Source organism: Spirosoma flavus, assembly GCF_054778555.1.
Window position 1 is genome coordinate 2,038,124 of the sequence record NZ_BAAGZL010000001.1, and the last position, 17,697, is coordinate 2,055,820.

At 48.8% G+C, this 17,697-nt stretch carries 11 protein-coding genes; 1 reads left to right on the forward strand and 10 read right to left on the reverse strand.

The window, feature by feature from the left end; translation table 11 throughout:
* Positions 1-87: 87 nt before the first annotated feature.
* The 6 genes from dgoD to ACYVF1_RS07970 form a co-directional block, all read right to left on the reverse strand.
* Positions 88-1,326, reverse strand: a complete 1,239-nt coding sequence (gene dgoD / locus ACYVF1_RS07945; protein ID WP_461077328.1) for a galactonate dehydratase — start codon at positions 1,324-1,326, stop codon at positions 88-90.
* Positions 1,327-1,439: 113 nt separating this feature from the next.
* Complete coding sequence (locus ACYVF1_RS07950) at positions 1,440-2,795, reverse strand: enolase C-terminal domain-like protein (RefSeq protein ID WP_461077330.1); 1,356 nt, start codon at positions 2,793-2,795, stop codon at positions 1,440-1,442.
* 107 nt (positions 2,796-2,902) lie between these two features.
* On the reverse strand, positions 2,903-4,438 hold the full coding sequence (locus ACYVF1_RS07955) for a SusD/RagB family nutrient-binding outer membrane lipoprotein (RefSeq protein ID WP_461077332.1): 1,536 nt from the start codon (positions 4,436-4,438) through the stop codon (positions 2,903-2,905).
* 27 nt (positions 4,439-4,465) lie between these two features.
* Entirely contained in the window at positions 4,466-7,600 is a 3,135-nt protein-coding gene (locus ACYVF1_RS07960) for a SusC/RagA family TonB-linked outer membrane protein (protein ID WP_461077334.1), read from the reverse strand.
* A gap of 158 nt (positions 7,601-7,758) precedes the next feature.
* On the reverse strand, positions 7,759-9,003 hold the full coding sequence (locus ACYVF1_RS07965) for a mandelate racemase/muconate lactonizing enzyme family protein (RefSeq protein ID WP_461077336.1): 1,245 nt from the start codon (positions 9,001-9,003) through the stop codon (positions 7,759-7,761).
* A 72-nt stretch (positions 9,004-9,075) separates the two neighbouring features.
* The gene (locus ACYVF1_RS07970) at positions 9,076-10,113 is read right to left on the reverse strand and encodes a LacI family DNA-binding transcriptional regulator (protein ID WP_461077338.1); all 1,038 of its coding nucleotides are present in this window, start codon (positions 10,111-10,113) and stop codon (positions 9,076-9,078) included.
* A gap of 305 nt (positions 10,114-10,418) precedes the next feature.
* On the opposite strand from ACYVF1_RS07970, the gene ACYVF1_RS07975 reads away from it, so the two are divergent.
* A complete protein-coding gene (locus ACYVF1_RS07975) occupies positions 10,419-11,255 on the forward strand; it encodes a 3-keto-disaccharide hydrolase (protein ID WP_461077340.1) in 837 nt (278 codons plus the stop codon).
* Positions 11,256-11,384: 129 nt separating this feature from the next.
* Here the strand turns inward: ACYVF1_RS07975 and ACYVF1_RS07980 are convergent, their stop codons facing one another.
* From ACYVF1_RS07980 to ACYVF1_RS07995, 4 genes are all read right to left on the reverse strand, one after another.
* Positions 11,385-14,516, reverse strand: a complete 3,132-nt coding sequence (locus ACYVF1_RS07980; protein ID WP_461077342.1) for an efflux RND transporter permease subunit — start codon at positions 14,514-14,516, stop codon at positions 11,385-11,387.
* Between the two features lie 69 nt (positions 14,517-14,585).
* On the reverse strand, positions 14,586-15,641 hold the full coding sequence (locus ACYVF1_RS07985) for an efflux RND transporter periplasmic adaptor subunit (RefSeq protein WP_461077343.1): 1,056 nt from the start codon (positions 15,639-15,641) through the stop codon (positions 14,586-14,588).
* Between the two features lie 31 nt (positions 15,642-15,672).
* Complete coding sequence (locus ACYVF1_RS07990; protein WP_461077345.1) at positions 15,673-17,004, reverse strand: TolC family protein; 1,332 nt, start codon at positions 17,002-17,004, stop codon at positions 15,673-15,675.
* Between the two features lie 59 nt (positions 17,005-17,063).
* Positions 17,064-17,540: a MarR family winged helix-turn-helix transcriptional regulator gene (locus ACYVF1_RS07995; protein ID WP_461077347.1), complete on the reverse strand. Its 477-nt coding sequence runs from the start codon at positions 17,538-17,540 to the stop codon at positions 17,064-17,066.
* Positions 17,541-17,697 lie beyond the last annotated feature (157 nt).

A 17,697-nucleotide genomic window follows, 5' to 3' on the forward strand; every position in this document is an offset into this window, starting at 1 on the left:
GATTTTGTTTTCATCAGATTAATGCGCTTCGAAGAAGCGAGAAACAAAATCCTGAAAATCCTTAAATCAGCTAAATCCCGGTTCTGACTACCAGTCCACAACCGAGCCATCCAAAGCGTTATACGACTCGGGGTTTTTCCAGTCGTGACCGATTTTGTCTTTCATCAGGGCTTCATCCAGTTCGATGCCGAGGCCCGGTCCCTGCGGAATCATCACGGTACCGTCTTTTTGCAGTTTGAATGGATTTTTGATGTAACCTTCACCCAGCGAAACCTGCTCCTGCACCAGAAAATTGGGCACACTGGCCGCCAGATGAAGCCCCGCTGCCAGCGAAATTGGTCCCATCGGATTGTGCGGTGCCACCGGAACGTAGTACGCTTCGGCCATACCGGCGATGATACGTCCTTCGGTGATGCCACCCGCATGGCAGAGGTCGGGTTGGACAATGCTGACGGCTCGTTTTTCGAGTAGTTCGCGGAATCCCCATTTCGTGAAAATCCGCTCACCGGCGGCAATGGGTAGGTGCGTACCACGTGCAATGTCGGCCAGAACATCTACGTTTTGCGCCTGAACGGGTTCCTCGATAAACATCGGCTGAAAAGGCTCCAATTGCTTGATAAGCACTTTAGATGTTTGCGGAGAAATGTTCCCGTGAAAGTCGATGGCAATATCCATGTCGGGACCACCGGCTTCACGTAATGATGCGAAGTTGTCTACGGCGTACTTGATGAATTGCGGATTTTCGACAATATTGGCTGGATTCTTATGCGCCACGCCCGTTTTGATGACGGTATAGCCTTCTGCTTTCCGTTTTTTCATATCCTCGGCGTTGCTGGCGCGTCCGTAAATCCGCACCCGGTCGCGGGTTGGACCTCCGAACAGTTCGTAAACCGGTACGTTCAGGAGTTTGCCTTTAATATCCCATAGGGCGTGATCGATACCGCTCAGGGCGCTCGTCAGAATAGGGCCGCCCCGGTAGAATGCGTGGCGATAAATAGCCTGCCAGTGATGCACGACCTGACGCGGATCTTTACCGATCAGATACGGTTCAATTTCCTTGATGGCGGTCTGAATGGTTAGCGCACGTCCTTCAAGCAGGGGTTCGCCCAGACCGTGAATGCCCACATCGGTGTGAATTTTCAGGAAAATCCAGCGTGGTTTTACCAGGAATGTTTCCATTTTCGTGATTTTGACTTTCCCATAATCGCGGAAGGGTTCAGGTTTGGCCGCATACGACGATTCTGGCAACGTCAGACTCAAACCCGTTCCGGCTAGCCCAAGAACGGACTGAATAGCGCTACGTCGGGATACGCCTGTTTTTTTCATTTGTTAGTCGGTTAGAGGTTCGGTTAATCGTTTAAGCAAACAATGAAAATGAAAGGCTAACAAATTGGATTCCAACCCATCCAGAAAGCTTTCTGAATGGGTTGGCGGGGTTATTAAGGCCGAATAATGGTTCCATCCATTTTCCGAACCTGCCAGTTCGATTTCGTGCTGATCGGGTATTTAGCCGCTTCTTTTTCGTTGATGTCGACACCCAGACCTGGCACTTCGTTTACCGACATATATCCTTTGTCCATCGTTGGGCAGCCGCTGAACACTTCTTTCATTTTGTCGGAAAACTGTACCGCTTCCTGAATCCCGAAATTCCAGACAGCCAGGTCAATATGGGCGTGGGCCGCGTGACCTACGGGCGATACGTCGCCCGGTCCATGCCACGCGGTACGTACGTTGAACCACTCGCCCAACCGAGCTACTTTCATAGCTGGCGTAATTCCACCAATCTGCGATACGTGAATCCGGATGTAGTCGAACCACTGGTTCACCATCGGCTCTTTAAATTCATTGATATTGTTGAACAATTCGCCCATCGCAATCGGCACGGACGTGACCTGACGCAGTTGCGCGAACCATTTCATGTTTTCTGGTGAGAAGGGATCTTCGATGAAGAAAGGCCGGTAATCTTCCAGCTTTTTGATCATGTTGATGGCTTCCATCGGTTGTACACGTTCGTGGATGTCGTGGAGCAGTTCGATCTCTTCACCGCACTGTTTACGTACTACGTCGAACATTTTGGGCACCGATTTCAGATAGCCCTGTACGTTCATGTAGGCGTCACCTTCGTACCCAAAATTAGCCGTTTTGAAATCAGGCTTATCGGTGGTTGAGCCCACTGCTCCGTAGCCTCCCTGCTGAATCCGAATGTATTTATAGCCTTGCTCCATGAATTTTTTCACGCTCTCGGCTGCGGCCTCAGGCGTGTTGCCGCCAGCGTGGGTGTAGCAGGGAATGGCAAAGCGGACTTTACCGCCAAGAAGTTGATAAACAGGCATTTTGGCGCGCTTGCCTTTGATATCCCACAGCGCCTGATCCAGACCAGAGAGGGCATTGTTCAGCACCGGTCCATTGCGCCAATACGAACTGACGTAGGCCGACTGCCACATGTCTTCAATATTATCGACGTCTTTACCGACGCAAAACTCATTCAGGTACGTATTGATTGCCACAACAACAGCCGCTGCCCGTTGGGTGAACGTAGCACAGCCCAGCCCGTACAGACCCGGCTCCGTAGTCTCTACTTTCACTACAATCAGGTTTGAGCCTTGTGGAGCAGTCGCAATGGCTTTGACACTTTTAATTTTTACGGCGGGTGCACCAACCGCATACTGGGGCTTACCTTGCTGTTCACGTGCTTCGGCGGTAGATGGCCCACCAAAGAGACCAAGAAGGCCAGCCGAAGAGCCAAAACCCAGCATTTTTAACGTTTCACGGCGGCTTTGATCAGGTTTATTCATAAAATTTGGTAAAAGAGTTGAGTTTTGAATGACTTTTTTGACAGGATTTGCACAATCAATTTAGAGGGAATCACCCATCAATTATGTAAATCCTGTCATGGGAAAATCTACTTCTTATCCCACCACACGCGTGTATCAAGTGTGTTTGGCCCCTGCCGGGTGATGGCTTCGTTTAGTTTGCCGGAGTTTACAATGATCTCACTATCAGGGTAAGGCAACCGGCGGATGAAATCGCCTTTCACTTCAGAACCGGGGTACGGATTTTTCTTTAACGCTGGGAAACCACTACGTCGGAAATTGGCCCAGGCTTCGTTGCCATCCAGGAAACTAGCAACCCAGTACTGCGTATTGATCAGGTCTAGCCCATTCGCTGCACTATACGGATGAGCATCCAGATACGCTTTGATCGAAGCCTCGGGAATGGTTGTGCCGTAAGAAGCCATCTGCTCCAGATTTGCCCGGATACCTCTCGCATAATAGTCGGCCGCTGTGCCCGTTACCCAACCGCGTGTGGCCGCTTCGGCAAGTAGTAGCAGGGTTTGCGCATACGTAACGTGGAATTCGGGCGAATCCAGTTTTAGCACCGTATTGAGGTTCACCTGGGTATAGTCCCACAAACTCACCACTTTGTTGGCCGCAAACGTAGTGGCAATCGATACGTCGTTGTAACCCATCGGCATCCCGATCTGAACCGCCGGGTCTGACGAAGCCCGGGGGGCAGTCTGCTCCTGGCCACCTTTCGCACCTACGTAACGTACCGCGAAAATGGGCAAACGCGGGTCGTTATTGGTTTTCAGGTAATCGACGAAAGGAGCGGCCAGGTAGAAATTCGTTTTCTCGCGAGCCTGTAAGTGATTGGCAATGTAGTTGTTATAAAGCGACGTATGCCGAAGCGTCGAATTGTCCGCGTTTGATTGGAACACGCCACCCGCTACTGCTTTTTTCACGTAAGTCTCCGCCATGGCCGGGTCAACTTTGGTTAGGCGCATACCGGCACGTAGCATCAGTGAGTAACCCAGCTTTTTCCATTTCGCTACGTCGCCACCGTACAAGATATCGGTAACAACGGCGGCTTGGGCGGTGGTCAGAGCAGCCGAAGCCTCGTCCAATTCCTTTAGAATATCTTTGTAGATATCCTGTTGTGCGTCGTACTTAGGCGTGATAATTTCGGTGGTATACCCCTGTCCTGCTTCCGAATACGGGACATCACCATACGTATCGGTCAGAATCATAAACACATATGCGCGCCAGATACGGGCTGCCTGATACGTATTGATTTGCAGTGGATCAGACTTGGTCTGATCGAGTACCGACACAAGTTGTTTCACTACGTTGCGGTAGAAATTCTGCCAGACCAACGGCGTATTGCTGTTGTTCACCTGATCGTAATTAGCGCCGGAAAGCGAGCTACCATACGGCGTAATGATCTGTTGCACAATGCCAAAGTTGTAGGTCAGCATGCCCAACGTACCGAATCCGTCGAGGTAACTGGTATTAATGATGGCCTTGTTCAGCACCATCGAAGCAGCCAGCGACGTTGGGTCAACCTTGTTGGTATTGACCTCCGTAAAGCCCTTATCGCAGCTTGTCAACAAGCCCAGCGAGAGTGATACCGTGAGGATATATTTGAGATATTTTTTCATGTCTTTAAGTCTTTACTGCGACCAGATTTAGAATCGAACATTGAGGTTGAAGCCCATCGTACGGGTTGGCGGTAAGCCCGGCCAGAAATCAAGACCAACCGAATTGTCCGACGATACCATCGCTTCTTCAGGGTCCATATTCTCGGTCCACTTCTTGATAACCAGTACGTTGTTGGCTACAAAACTCAGTTTTATACCCTTGATGAACAGGCTTTCGGGAAGCAGCTTGGTGAAATCGTAGCCTAGTGTGATCTGCCGCAGTTTCCAGAAACCGGCGTTGTTCACAAAATCTTCGTGGATGCCCAGCGGGTTGAGTGATTCGTAGAAAGGTTGTACAGCCGCCCGCGTTTTGTTGATTTCGCCGTTCGGATTCACGCCATCGCCAATTACATAGCCCACATCACGACCCGGCAGCGTACGTTTCGACAGACCGTGACGCAGGTAGTTGATGTTACGTCCCGAAATCAGTTTGTGACCCAGTTTGAAGTCGATCAGCGCCGACAACGTAATGCCTTTGAACGTAAACGTATTGGTAATTCCGCCGAAGTACGAAGGCAATGCATTCCCTACGTCTACCAGTGTGTTGTTACGTAGTGGCATCCCACTATTGGCATCATACACTTTACGGCCTTGAGCATCACGCAGATACAAGAACGTATACAGTTGCCCGATAGGTTTGCCTACCACCTGATTCAGTACCCGGCCACTACCACCGCTAACCGTAATCACCGTATCGTTCGGCGACAGGCCCAGTTGAAGTACTTTCGACGTATTGTATGATACGTTGGCGTTGACGTCCCAGCGGAACGCGTTCGTATTTACCGGCGAGAAGTTGAGAGCCAACTCAAGTCCCTGGTTCATGCTACGTCCTACGTTAATCAGCTTGTTGGTATACGATGACGCATCCGAAACCTGGGCGGCCAGAATCTGGTCGTTGGTGGTTTTGTGATAATACGTGAAATCTACGCCGAGTTTGTTGTTGAACAGCTTGAGTTCCAGGCCAACCTCAGCTTCCTCGATACGTAGCGGACGCAGGTTTTTGTTCGGAACCGTCGACGCGTTAATACCGCCCACCGGCACAAGTTGACCAGCTGGATTCGGGAACGAGTTGTTGTCAACCTGGTAGTAAAGCGCGTTTGAATAGGGCGCTACGTTATCGGAACCAACCTGTGCGTAGGCCGCCCGAATTTTACCGAAAGATACCCATTCCGGCAGCTTGGGGAAGGCTTGCGAGAACACGAAACTACCCGTTACGGATGGATATAGAATGCTCCGATTCGACTCGGCAAGGGTTGAGAACCAGTCGTTACGTGCCGTTGCGGTCAGGAAGAGGTAATCGCGGTAGGAGAACGTAGCAGATCCAAACAGCGAATTGATTTTCTTTTCGGAAAGCTGATAAATTGGATTTTTGACGCGTCCGTTCGCTACGGTATAGAGTCCCGGCTGTACGAAATCCTGTACCGTTACGCTGTTGTAATCGTTACGTGCGTAACGAGCATTGCCACCCAACGTTACGTCGACACCAATTTTACCGAAGGTTTTATTGCCGCCTAAGATGAAGTCGATGTTGCGTTCGGTGTTCTGGCGTACGTCCTGCGTGTACGAACCATTCACATAACCCGTTGGCGCTTTAGCAATAGGCGCGTAGCCGTTCGGGATGTTATAGTCCTGATTTCGAATGTAGTAATCCTGCGCGATACGTCCCTGAACATACAACCAGTCGGTCAATTGGTAGCGAAGGGCGAGGTTACCAAAAATCCGGTCGCGGAGGATGTTTTCGAAGTGGTAATTCATCGAATAGTACGGATTGTTACGTACCAGAAAGCGCGAGAACACAAATTCGTCGCCGTTGGGCAGGGTCTGATTTTCACGTAGCGCCTGGAACGGCATGGAGTTCGCCAGCGTGAAAATCACCGTCGAAACCGAGAAATCCTGCGCGTTTAACTGAGGTGGGTTGATGTTATTCTCTTTGGAATAGTTAATGTTTCCCGAAGCGGTCAGGCGGCTATTGATGTTCTGCGAAAAACCCAGGTTAATCACCTTCCGATTGAAGGTGTTGTTTTCCATAATCCCTTTATTGTCAGTGTTGCTGAACGATAAGTTGAACCCTCCATTTGCCCCATTGTTAGACACTGCTACTGTGTTGGTAAAGTTGGTACCGGTCCGGTAAAACTGCTTCACGCGGTTGCGAACGGGTTCATAAGGCCAAGTCTCGTTGTCGAATAACGTCTGTGTCATACCCGGCTGGAATTTCTCGCCAAAGCTCCAAACGCCTGATGTTGGGTTGGCAGCGGTAGGCCGCAAGCCACCCTCGCCCTGGCCATACTCATACTGAAAATCTGTAAAATCCAGTGCTGTTTCAGTGGTAAAGTTCGTGTTATACGTAACGCCGAATCCTTTGCCTGCACCCCGGCTTTTGGTGGTAATCATCACCACGCCGTCTTTCGCGCGGGAGCCGTAAAGAGCGGCAGCCGTACCGCCTTTCAGCACGGTCATCGTTTCAATATCGTCGGGGTTGATACTGCTCAAGCCGTCGCCACCGTCGGAGTTGTTCATGGCGCGTGAACCGAAATCACCGCCGAGCGAGTAGTTGGAGTTGTCGATGGGAACGCCGTTTACCACAATCAGCGGATTATTCTGACCACTAAACGACGATTGTCCGCGAATCCGAATCTTCGCTGTTCCGGCGGGTCCAGAACCCATCGTCGTGATGTTGACGCCCGCCATTTTGCCCTGTAAACCGCTCACAAAGTTATTAGTACGGTTCACCGAGATCTGTTCCGAGTTAACCGTAGCCGTGGCATACCCCAGTGTTTTAGCTTCCCGCTTGATACCCAAAGCCGTGACGACAACTTCGTCGATAGCTTTGGCATCCTCGGCCAGTTTCACATTAAGCACCGAACGATTGTTTACCGGAATGGTCTGGCTAACGTAGCTAATAAATGAGAAAATGAGCGACGCATTGGCCGGTACGTTGATGGCGTAATTTCCGTCGGCATCGGTGGTTGTTCCGGTCGACGTACCACCAACGACTACGTTTACACCGGGCAATCCCTGGTCATTGGCACCGGTTACCTTACCGGTCACTCGGTTACTCTGCGCAAAGCCATAACCCTGGCTGAGCAACAGCAATAACAGGAGCAGTTTTAGATGTTTTTTCATGATTTAGGAATGTAAGAGTTATTAAATGGGCACTTGAAAAGGGCAACAAATCTGATAAAAGAGAAAGGCGGTAGAAACGATTAAGGGATAGGAATAGCTTTTTTGTTTACAACATTTTTCTAACCACGCCTTTTCTCTTTTATCAGGTAGTGACTTGATTACCAATTGTGAATAGAGCCATCCGGAGCTTTCAAAATTGGGTGCGGGAACTTCGTGTTTTCTTTCACTTCGAAAAGGAACGTAGCTTTTTTTGGGTCGAACTTCACACCTAAACCGGGTTCCGGATTGAGGTACAGTTTGCCGTTTTTGAAGTTGACAAAATCTTCATTGAAATAGGCCGGGCGTTCGGGCTCACCACCCCCTAATTCCATCAGGCAGCGCATAGGGCTGCTAGAGCCCAAGACATGCACTAACGTAGCAGTTGCCAGCGGGCCGGTAAAGTGCGGAATCATACCAACGTAGTGCGTTTCGCACATCGACGCCAGTTTTTTGAATTCCGAAATGCCGCCCGTATTTGGCAGCGTAAAACGTGTATAATCAATGAGATGTTGCTCAATGAACGTATTACTATCCCAACGATCGCCGAATTGCTCACCGACGGCAATCGGTACGTTCGTCATCTGACGTACTGTTTTGTAAACATCCGGATTTTCGGAACGTACTATATCCTCCACGAAGTAAGGCTCCAGATTTTCCAGCGCTTTGCAGATTTTGATGCCTTCGGTGGTATCGAAACGCGTGTGCAGGTCGATGGCCCATTTGCCACCACCGCCAACGGCCGCGTCGATACGTTTGCAGAACTCGATTGTCTTCTTGGCATTATCGTAAAAATCGAACGGCTGGTCGCCATTACCACCGGTCGGGCCAATCCGATACGCTCGTAAACCCGCTTCGATGCAGTCGCGGGCGCGTTCTTCTTCGGTTTTGGCTTTGGATGCCCGGAAGCCGGTCGCGTAACATTCGACGTAATCGCGGGTAGCACCACCGAGCAGTTCGTAGACGGGTACACCGAGCGCTTTGCCCTTAAGATCCCACAAGGCCATATCGAGTGCGCCCTGCGCGTGCAGTTTCTCGCGGCCTGGTGGATAGAACATGCCCCGGTAGAGATTCTGCCAGATGTGTTCGATGCGGAACGGATTTTCGCCGATCATCATCTGGGCCAGTTGCTCAATCATATCTTTGGAGCCGCCCTCTCCGATGCCGATAATGCCGCCGTCGGTTTCAATCTCGACAATGCCTCTGGCCTGATTAAAAAGAGGTTTGTTGTATCCCGGAGCCGCATAATACCGGATTTTGGTAATCTTGAGTTTAGGAATAGCCGCTTCCGTTTTAAAAAGGGGAACACCCGCCAACATTGCTGTCGAACCAAGCATAGCCGATTTCAGAAAATTTCTCCGTTGCATGGGATTATCGTAAAATGTAAAGCAGAAAAAGGGTTGTTTAAACGATTAAGCAATACGCTAAATGTCAATTTTCTAGGATTTTGGTAATTTCCTCCGCGACGAATCACGGGCAATCAACTGTGCTTCCATTAAAACCTGCTTTTGTGGCTCCTGTGGGTGCTTCAGCTTATTTGCCAAGACACTAACCGCCATTTTTCCCAGATCGTCCATAGGCTGTTGCAGGTACGTTATTGGGCAATAATATAAATCAAATGCTTCGGCCTGCCCGAAACTGACAATAGCCAGATCATCAGGTACTTTTAAGCCCAACTCGTTTATGTATTTCAACCCACTAATGGCCAGCCGATACGTAGCAAAAATCAGCGCATTAATCGGAGCTTGCGAAGCCAGCATCGCGTCGATACCCGCTTTCACTTCCTGTTCAATCGTATCGAATCCTACTTCAATAAGCCATTCAGGTCGGAACGTAACACCGTGTTGTTCAAGCGCTTCACGGTATCCCCGAATCCGCTCCTTCATGTGAAATAGACCTGATTTATAGGCAATTAACCCAATGTTCTTATAGCCATTTTCGAGCAGATGTACACCAGCGTCGAGGGCAGCTTTGTAATTATTGAGCGAAACAAAATCGGTTTGTATTTCTGGAAAATGTCGGTCTAGCAGCACGAACGATACATTCTTATCTTTTAAATAATGCACCTGTTCATCAGAAGCTTCCGCTGATACGATGATAAATCCGTCTACCTGTCGATTCAGAAAGACACTGATCAAATCCCAGGATTTATCGGCGGTTTCGTCCGAACTACCGATGATCACGGTGTACCCAATTTTCTTGGCTTCATCCTCAACGATGCGGGCGATGTTAGCAAAAAATGGGTTTGATATATCGGCAATGATCAGACCAATGGTCTGCGTTTTTCCGCTACGTAAACTCTTGGCCAGATAGCTTGGCTGATAGTTTAAATCCCGTGCAATCTGCCTGATTTTTAGGGCAATTTCCTGCCCAACCCGACTCTCTTTTTCTTTGCCATTCAGTACGTAGGATACCAGCGCCGTAGAAACGCCCGCCTGCTGAGCAATATCCTTTATCGATACTTTTTTTTGGCTCATACGATGTATGATGACTCAATTGAATTACAAAAAACGGTGGATTTGGTGCAGATAAAGAAGTGATGAGTCAAATGTAAGCTTAATCGTTTAAATAAAGAAAGAGTTGTACGATTTTTTTATTTATTTTCATTAAAAGAGTACAGTACAGTTGATTTTACGGTAAATTTTATTTTAATATAAGAGGCTAACAAAGAGTTTATTGGGTATTAATACTAAAGTTGTTTCTTTCTCTGGCTGAACGCTACAGGCTGGAGAGCACGTGACAGACAGGCGTGTACTACGTAGTAAAATCCGTCAAATAGTTTATGAAACTCCTTCTTCTAACCATTTGCTTAGGGTTATTTTCGCAAGCTTATATTGTTGAACCGCTGGCTCCTAAAGTCGATAAATGGCAGTCACTTTTCAACGGGAAAGATCTCACGGGTTGGGAAACGTACCTGGACCGGGCCGACCAGAAAAATAAGCAACTGCCGCCGATCGGCTTGAATAAAGATCCAAATCAGGTTTTTTCGGTTGTCACGGAAGATGGGAAGCCCGCTATCCGGATTTCCGGGGAGATTTTTGGCGGCATCAATACGTTGGCCGAATTTGAGAACTACCACCTGCGTCTGGAGTTCAAATGGGGAAAGCAGAAGTGGGCACCCAAGCTTGATCAGCCCCGCGACAGCGGTTTACTCTACCATTGCGTTGGTCCGAACGGTACGAAAATGCTTTGGATGGAGTCGTTTGAATTTCAAATTCAGGAGGGCGATACAGGCGATTATTGGGGCGTTATGGACGTAGTGGCCGATATACCGGCCCGGCAGAATGAGAAAGGAAGATATGTTTATCAGGCTGGGGGCGCGCCTGTTACGTTCCAGGATAAAACGCAGATTGGGCGTTCATGCCTGAAGGGACTCGATAACGAAAAACCGTCGGGTGAGTGGAATACGGTGGATTTGTATTGTTTGGGAGGAACGTCGCTGCACGTAATCAACGGAAAGGTCAATATGGTGTTAACGAACACGCGCCATCTGGTGAATGGTCAGGTTGAGCCGTTGACTAAAGGAAAAATACAGATTCAGTCTGAAGGAGCTGAGGTATTTTACCGGAATCTTCAAGTTGAAAAAATCACGAATCTGCCAACTGAACTGCTACGTTAGTTTACCCACCCGATACGTTTAAATAAAAACCGCTACGTGTCAAAATGATACGTAGCGGTTTTTATTTAAATATTCGAAATGTAACCCGTAACTGTGCGAACGTAACGCTGGGACGCCAGTCGTGTTACGTTAGTTCATTGCTTTAGCGACTTCCAGTTCCTGTGGTTTTTTCGGCGTTACTTTTTTCTTGGTAAACCGAGCGACAATCCGGTCAACAACCAGATATACAGACGGTACAACCAAAAGCGTCAGTAGGAGGGAGGAGGTCAATCCGCCGATAATAACCCACGCCATACCATTTTTGGTTTCGGCACCCGAACCGCTGGCCAGGGCAAGCGGCAACATACCGAACACCATCGCCAGCGTCGTCATCAGAATAGGGCGTAACCGTTCTTTACCGGCATCAATTAAGGCGTGAATTACGTCGTGACCTTCGGCTTTGAGTTGATTCGCAAAGTCGACAATCAGGATAGCATTTTTCGCCACCAGACCCAGCAACATAATCATACCTACAATCGAGAACACCGTCAGGCTTTGCATGGCCAAGGCCAGTGCCAGCAAGGCGCCAATCAGGGCCACGGGAATCGAGAACAATACCACGAACGGATAAACCACGCTTTCGTAGAGCGCCACCATGATGAAGTACACCAGCAGAATAGCGATTCCCAACGCCAGACCTAAGCTACCGAACGCGTCGGATTGCTGTTGCAACTGGCCTAAGTACTGAATCGAAATGCCTTCTGGTAACTTAAGTTGCGCCACTTTTGCCTGAATGTCAGCACCAACCGTACCAACCGGACGACCGATGACCTGCGAGTTAATCGTGATCGAGGAAAGACGGTCGATACGCTCCAGCACGCTTTCGCCGGTTTGTTCCTGAACTTTGGCAAATTGCGATAGCTCAAACGATTGGCCCTGGTTATTCACGAACGTTAACCGACTGACATCCTGTGGATTCGTGCGGTCGAATCGGTCGAGGCTAACCAGAATATCGTACTCGTTACCATTCTGCTTGAACTTCGACAGGTCATTACCCCGGAACGCGTTCTGTAAGGCAATCCCTACGTCCGATGCGCTAATACCTAACTGCGCCATTTTTTCACGGTTAAGGCTCACCGTTACTTCAGGTTTCGGATCTTTTACCGAAAACTTAACATCCTGCGTACCCGGAACCGTCGTTACTACGTCCTTAATCTGATTGGCCGCCTGACGAATATTCGCCATGTTGGTACCTTTTACGGCAATCTGAATCGGAGCCTGCGACGCGCCCACAATACCTACCGGGCTGACCGTAACTTTTATACCTGGAATCTGAGCGACGTCTTTTTTGAGGAGCTGCCCAAATTCTTCCGTTGATATGGTACGTTGCTTTTTATCGACCAGCTTCACGTTCAAATCGACAATGTTACTGTTCGACGACGTAGCAATACCGCTGCTGGTGTACCCAACGTTCGTGAATACATTGCTCACTTCGGGGTGCTTCATAATGATCTGCTCAGCCCGTTGCGAAACCGCATTCGACTGATAAATAGACGCCGTAGGAGCCAGCTCCAACTGGACGCTCATCTCACCCTGATCGCTTTGCGGCATGAAGGCAGCCCCAATAAATCCGGTCGGTACTAACGCGATGGAGCCAATCAGCAGGGCAATAACGGCCAGAAAAACCCAGCGTTTATGTCCCAGTACGCTTTCCAGAATACGTCCATAAGCCGCTGTGATATTGTCCAATATCCGCTCGAAGCCGAGATTCAGACGACCCCATAAGGAGTTGGGATTCAAGGCTTCCTGTTTGCCAAAACGTGATACCAGTAAAGGTGTCAGTGTAAAGGATACGAGCAGGCTCATCAACGTAGAGAACACAACCACCAGCGAGAACTCGCGCAGGATATTACCAATCAAACCGCCCGTCAGGGCCAGTGGGACGAATACCACTACGTCGACCAGCGTAATAGCCAGCGCCGTAAAGCCGATTTCGTTACGTCCGTCCAGCGATGCTTTTACGCGATCTTTCCCCATTTCGAGGTGGCGGTTGATGTTTTCCAGGACCACAATCGAGTCATCGACCAGAATACCAACGACCAGCGACAGTGCCATCAGCGTCATCAGATTCAGCGAGAAACCCGATACGTACATCAGTACGAACGTCGGAATCATGGACGATGGTAGCGCCACCAGCACGAACAGTGACGACCGGAAGCTATGCAAAAACAGCAGCATTACCACCGATACGATCAGTACGGCCAGGAAAAGGTCATCCACAACGGCATGGGCCGACGCCAGCGTATACGTCGATTGGTCGGAGGCAATATTAAATTTGAGTTTGATGTCGCTGTGCTGTTTTTCCAACGTAGCGATACGTGCCCGAACCAGCTCACTTACTGATACGGCGTTGGCGTCCGATTGTTTCTGAATCTGCATCCCGATGGAAGGCAGTGCGTTGATGTGGTTGATAGCCGTTGGTTTCGCCGTAGCATCAACTACTTCTGCTACGTCTTTCAGCAATACCTGGCTGCCGTCTTGCCGACGGGCAATTACCAGATTACGTAACCGGTTAGTGGTTTCAACCGAAGCATCGAATCGAATGGAATACTGTGACTCGCGCGTTTCTACCTGTCCGGCTGGATAGCTGGTGTTTGCTACGTTGATGGCCTGCGAAACCTGACCAATCGATAGGCCGTAGCCCCGTAGTTTCTCTGAGTTGACATTGACCTGAATCTGCCGCTGATTACCACCTATTACGTTCACCTGACCCACACCCGCTACGTTCGAAAGTTGTGGTTTCAAGTCATTATCAATCAGGTCGTAAAGTTTAGTGGGCGAGAGGTTCGCCGTTACGCCCATACGTAGCACCGGTATCTCGTCTGTCGAGAACTTGTTAAGAATCGGGCGATCAACTTCGTCGGGTAAGAGGTTGATAATCTGCTCGATCTTACGTTGTGCGTCCTGTTGGGCCAGCGTTACGTCGACGCCGTTTTTCAACTGGATAATCACAATCGAAGCCCCTTCCTGCGACGTAGCAGTCATGCGATCGAGCCCCTCCAGCGCTGACAGCGCGTCTTCAATACGTTTCGTTACGTTTGTTTCGACCTCATCGGCAGAAGCGCCCCGATACGTAGTGGCCACACTGATGACGTTGGCTTCAAATTTCGGAAGCAGGTTGTACGACAATTGCTTGTAACTGAGAAAGCCAAACAAAATCAGTACGGTAAAAATGGTCGTTACCAGCAACGGCCGCTTAATGGCTATTTCGGTTATTGACATGATCTAAAGAGTGAAAGTGTGAAAGAGCGAAATTGTAGAGCATATGCGCTCTTTCGCTCTTTCACTCATTTATTTGGTGATTTGCACAGTTTTGCCTTCGCTGAGGTTCAGTTGGCCAGTGGTAACGACTACGTCGCCAGCGGATAAACCGCCTATTACTTCGATAGTGTCGCCAAAGTCGCGGCCTACCGAAATCTTACGTTGGTGTACTACGTTGTTTTCCACCACGTAGACGTACGGATTTTTAATACTTTCGACCAGCGCGATACGTGGAATCTGTAAGGTTTTCTGGTTCGATTTCTGCGAGAAATCAACGTTTACGAACGTACCGGCTCTTAGTCCGCTTGCATTGGCGATCGTGATTTCAACCGGATAGTTGTGCTCATCTGAGCCCTGTGGTGAGATGTACGAAATCTGGCCAGTGATCGTACGGCCTGGAAACACGTCGGCTGTCACTTTTACGGATTGGCCGATACGTAGTTGATACACATCACTTTCGTTAACTAATACGTTCACTTTCAACCGTGCTACGTCTAAGACTTTGCCCAGCGTGCTACCTACCGTGATATACACGCCCGGCTCGATGGCTTTCTGAACAATCTGTCCACTGATTGGGGATTTTACGTTCGCATCCTGAATCTGCTTCTGAATCTGTTCGGCCTGATTCACCGCGTTTTCGTAATTGTATTTCGTTTCGTTTACCTGAATCTCCGTGGTAGCGTTACCGGCCAATAGCGTATTGTAACGCGTTACGTCCTTTTTCAACTTATCAATGTTAAGCTGCGTGGCCTGTAACGAAAGCTCTTTCAAGCGATTATCAATCTCAATCAGCGTCTGACCCTGACGAACCGACGTGCCCAGGTTAAAATTAACTTTCGTCACCTTGCCAGCCGTAGTTGCGGTGATATTGGCTTCGCGAAACGGAATCAGATTACCCGTTTTAACAAGCTGCTGACTGACAGCGGCTTCCTCAACCTGAATCGTCGTCACCGGAATTGCTACGTTGGTGTTAACGACGGGCTTTTTCTGGGCATCAATTTTCTCTTTGTTCGACGCCAGCCGGAAGCCAATCAGCGCAATGATGGCCACAGCGGACGTTAGAATTATTAGTGTTGTCTTTTTCATGGCTTTGATTGTATTGCCTGCTAACGACCGGTTAAAGTTGATTATAGAAAGTAAGTAGTGTACCCTTGGATTGTTCTAAATCAAGGCGTGCCTGATATAGATTAATGAGGGAATTGATGTAATCCGATTGCGCCTGCCGATAGGACGTATCGGCGTTGACAAGATCGGTCAGCGATTTAACGCCCTGTTTGTATTGCAGCGTCGTGATGTTATAAACCTCCTGAGCCAGCTTAACATTTCGGTCGCCGTTCACTACGTTCGACTGTGCACGCTGAATCTGCGACTGCGCGTTGTTGAACTGAAGCCGATAAGCTGCTACGTTCAGGCGTTGTTGTTCTTCCTGCGTCAGTACCGTAAGCCGTTGCTGTTTTATCTGCGCATCACGTTGCAGACCGTCGAAAATCGGGATATTCAAACGCAGTCCGACGCTTCCAAAACCGGCAAACCGGTCGAACAACTGATTAAGCTGCTGCGCATTTAGGTTAAGCGTACCGTAATTGGCCGTCAGGCTGACCGTTGGCAGATAACCCGCCTGAATTCGCTTCAGTTGCAGTCGTTGTAAGTCCAGATTGGTAGCGGCCTGCTGGAACGAAACCAGATTCTGAGCTTCAAACGAGGCTTGTTCAATGGTCGGAAGCTGCTTTGTCAACGTAGAATCGGACAAAACCAGGTTTTCGTCCTGAGACAAACCCATCTGATATTTAAGTCGGTTCAGCGCCAGATTGTAATCGTTTTCAGCCAGCGTCAACTGCGATTGCGTACTATTGTAATTGACTTCTGTACGCGTGTAATCGACTGGTTGAATTACGCCATTATCGCGCTGTAACTTCAAGATATTCAGTACTTGCTGCGTCCGCTGAAGGTTGTCGCGAAGGAGGGCAATTTGCTGCTGTGTGATGAAAACCTGATAGTAATTGCTGGCGATGTTGTAAATAATGTCTTCGCGCGTTTGGCGTGTGTTCAGTTCGGCCAGTTGCTGATTTGGCTTGGCTGCCCTAAGACCTAATATCAACGACCGGTCATAAATGGGTTGCGTGGCCTGTGCGGTAACGTTTAACTGGTATTTCTGACCAATAATTAACACCCGCGGCTCTGGACTGAACAATCCGGCCGGAATGATGCTCTGTTGTAACTTCAGGTTGTCGATTGCTGTACCGGTTGCCGAAACCTGCGGTAAATACAAGCCCCGCGCCTGACGAGCCTGCTCATTCGCATTTTCTACCTGATACTGAGCAATACGTACCGTTCCAAAATGCTGGAGACCGTAGTCAATGCAATCCTTCAATCGGAAGCTGCTCGTAGACTGGGCCCAGCTACTTTGAGCCAGTATCAAAAATAAACCCAGTGCAATTTTATGTTTCATAAGTAAAATCAAGTTGATGTGTCTACTGTAGATATATCAACTAATTGTTTAAAAAATTGCTACTTTTCTAGTAACAATGAAATTTTACGTAGTGTAAGTCTGAATGCCTCCAGTTCCTCTGCACTTAATTGGTCAGTTACCTGCTTGTCAATCTGTTCGGCCGTCTCGATAATCTTCTCAACCACCATTTTGCCAGCAGGAGTAAGCTGAATCAGATTCTTTCGCCGGTCGATCTCGTCCGAAACGATACGTAGGTAACCGTCTCGTTCTAAGGTTCGTATAGATCGTTGAATTCCCGATTTATCTTTCTGAATTAAATTTGCAATCTCTTGTTGTGATGGTAAATCGGTGCCCGAGAAGTAGACTGTGAACAAAATTGGTAACTGCTCTATCTGTAATTTAAAGCCCGACCGGATCAATTCACGATTCGCTTTTTTGCCCATCAGATGACCGACGTGGTTGATCGTAAAAATGGACAAGCGGCCCATCCGTTCTGAAATCTTCCCACGTAATTCTGTTTCCTTGTCCGTAAGCATGGCGCAAATGTATTACTTAGTTGATATATCAACCAAATAAAATGATGAAAAGTTTTCTAATTTTTAAATCATGTATGATACGTCCTGATCAAGCTTGAAATTGTGCTGTTTTGAATCCATACGAGACGCATTAACTGTCAAGCCTGGCTGCTCGATA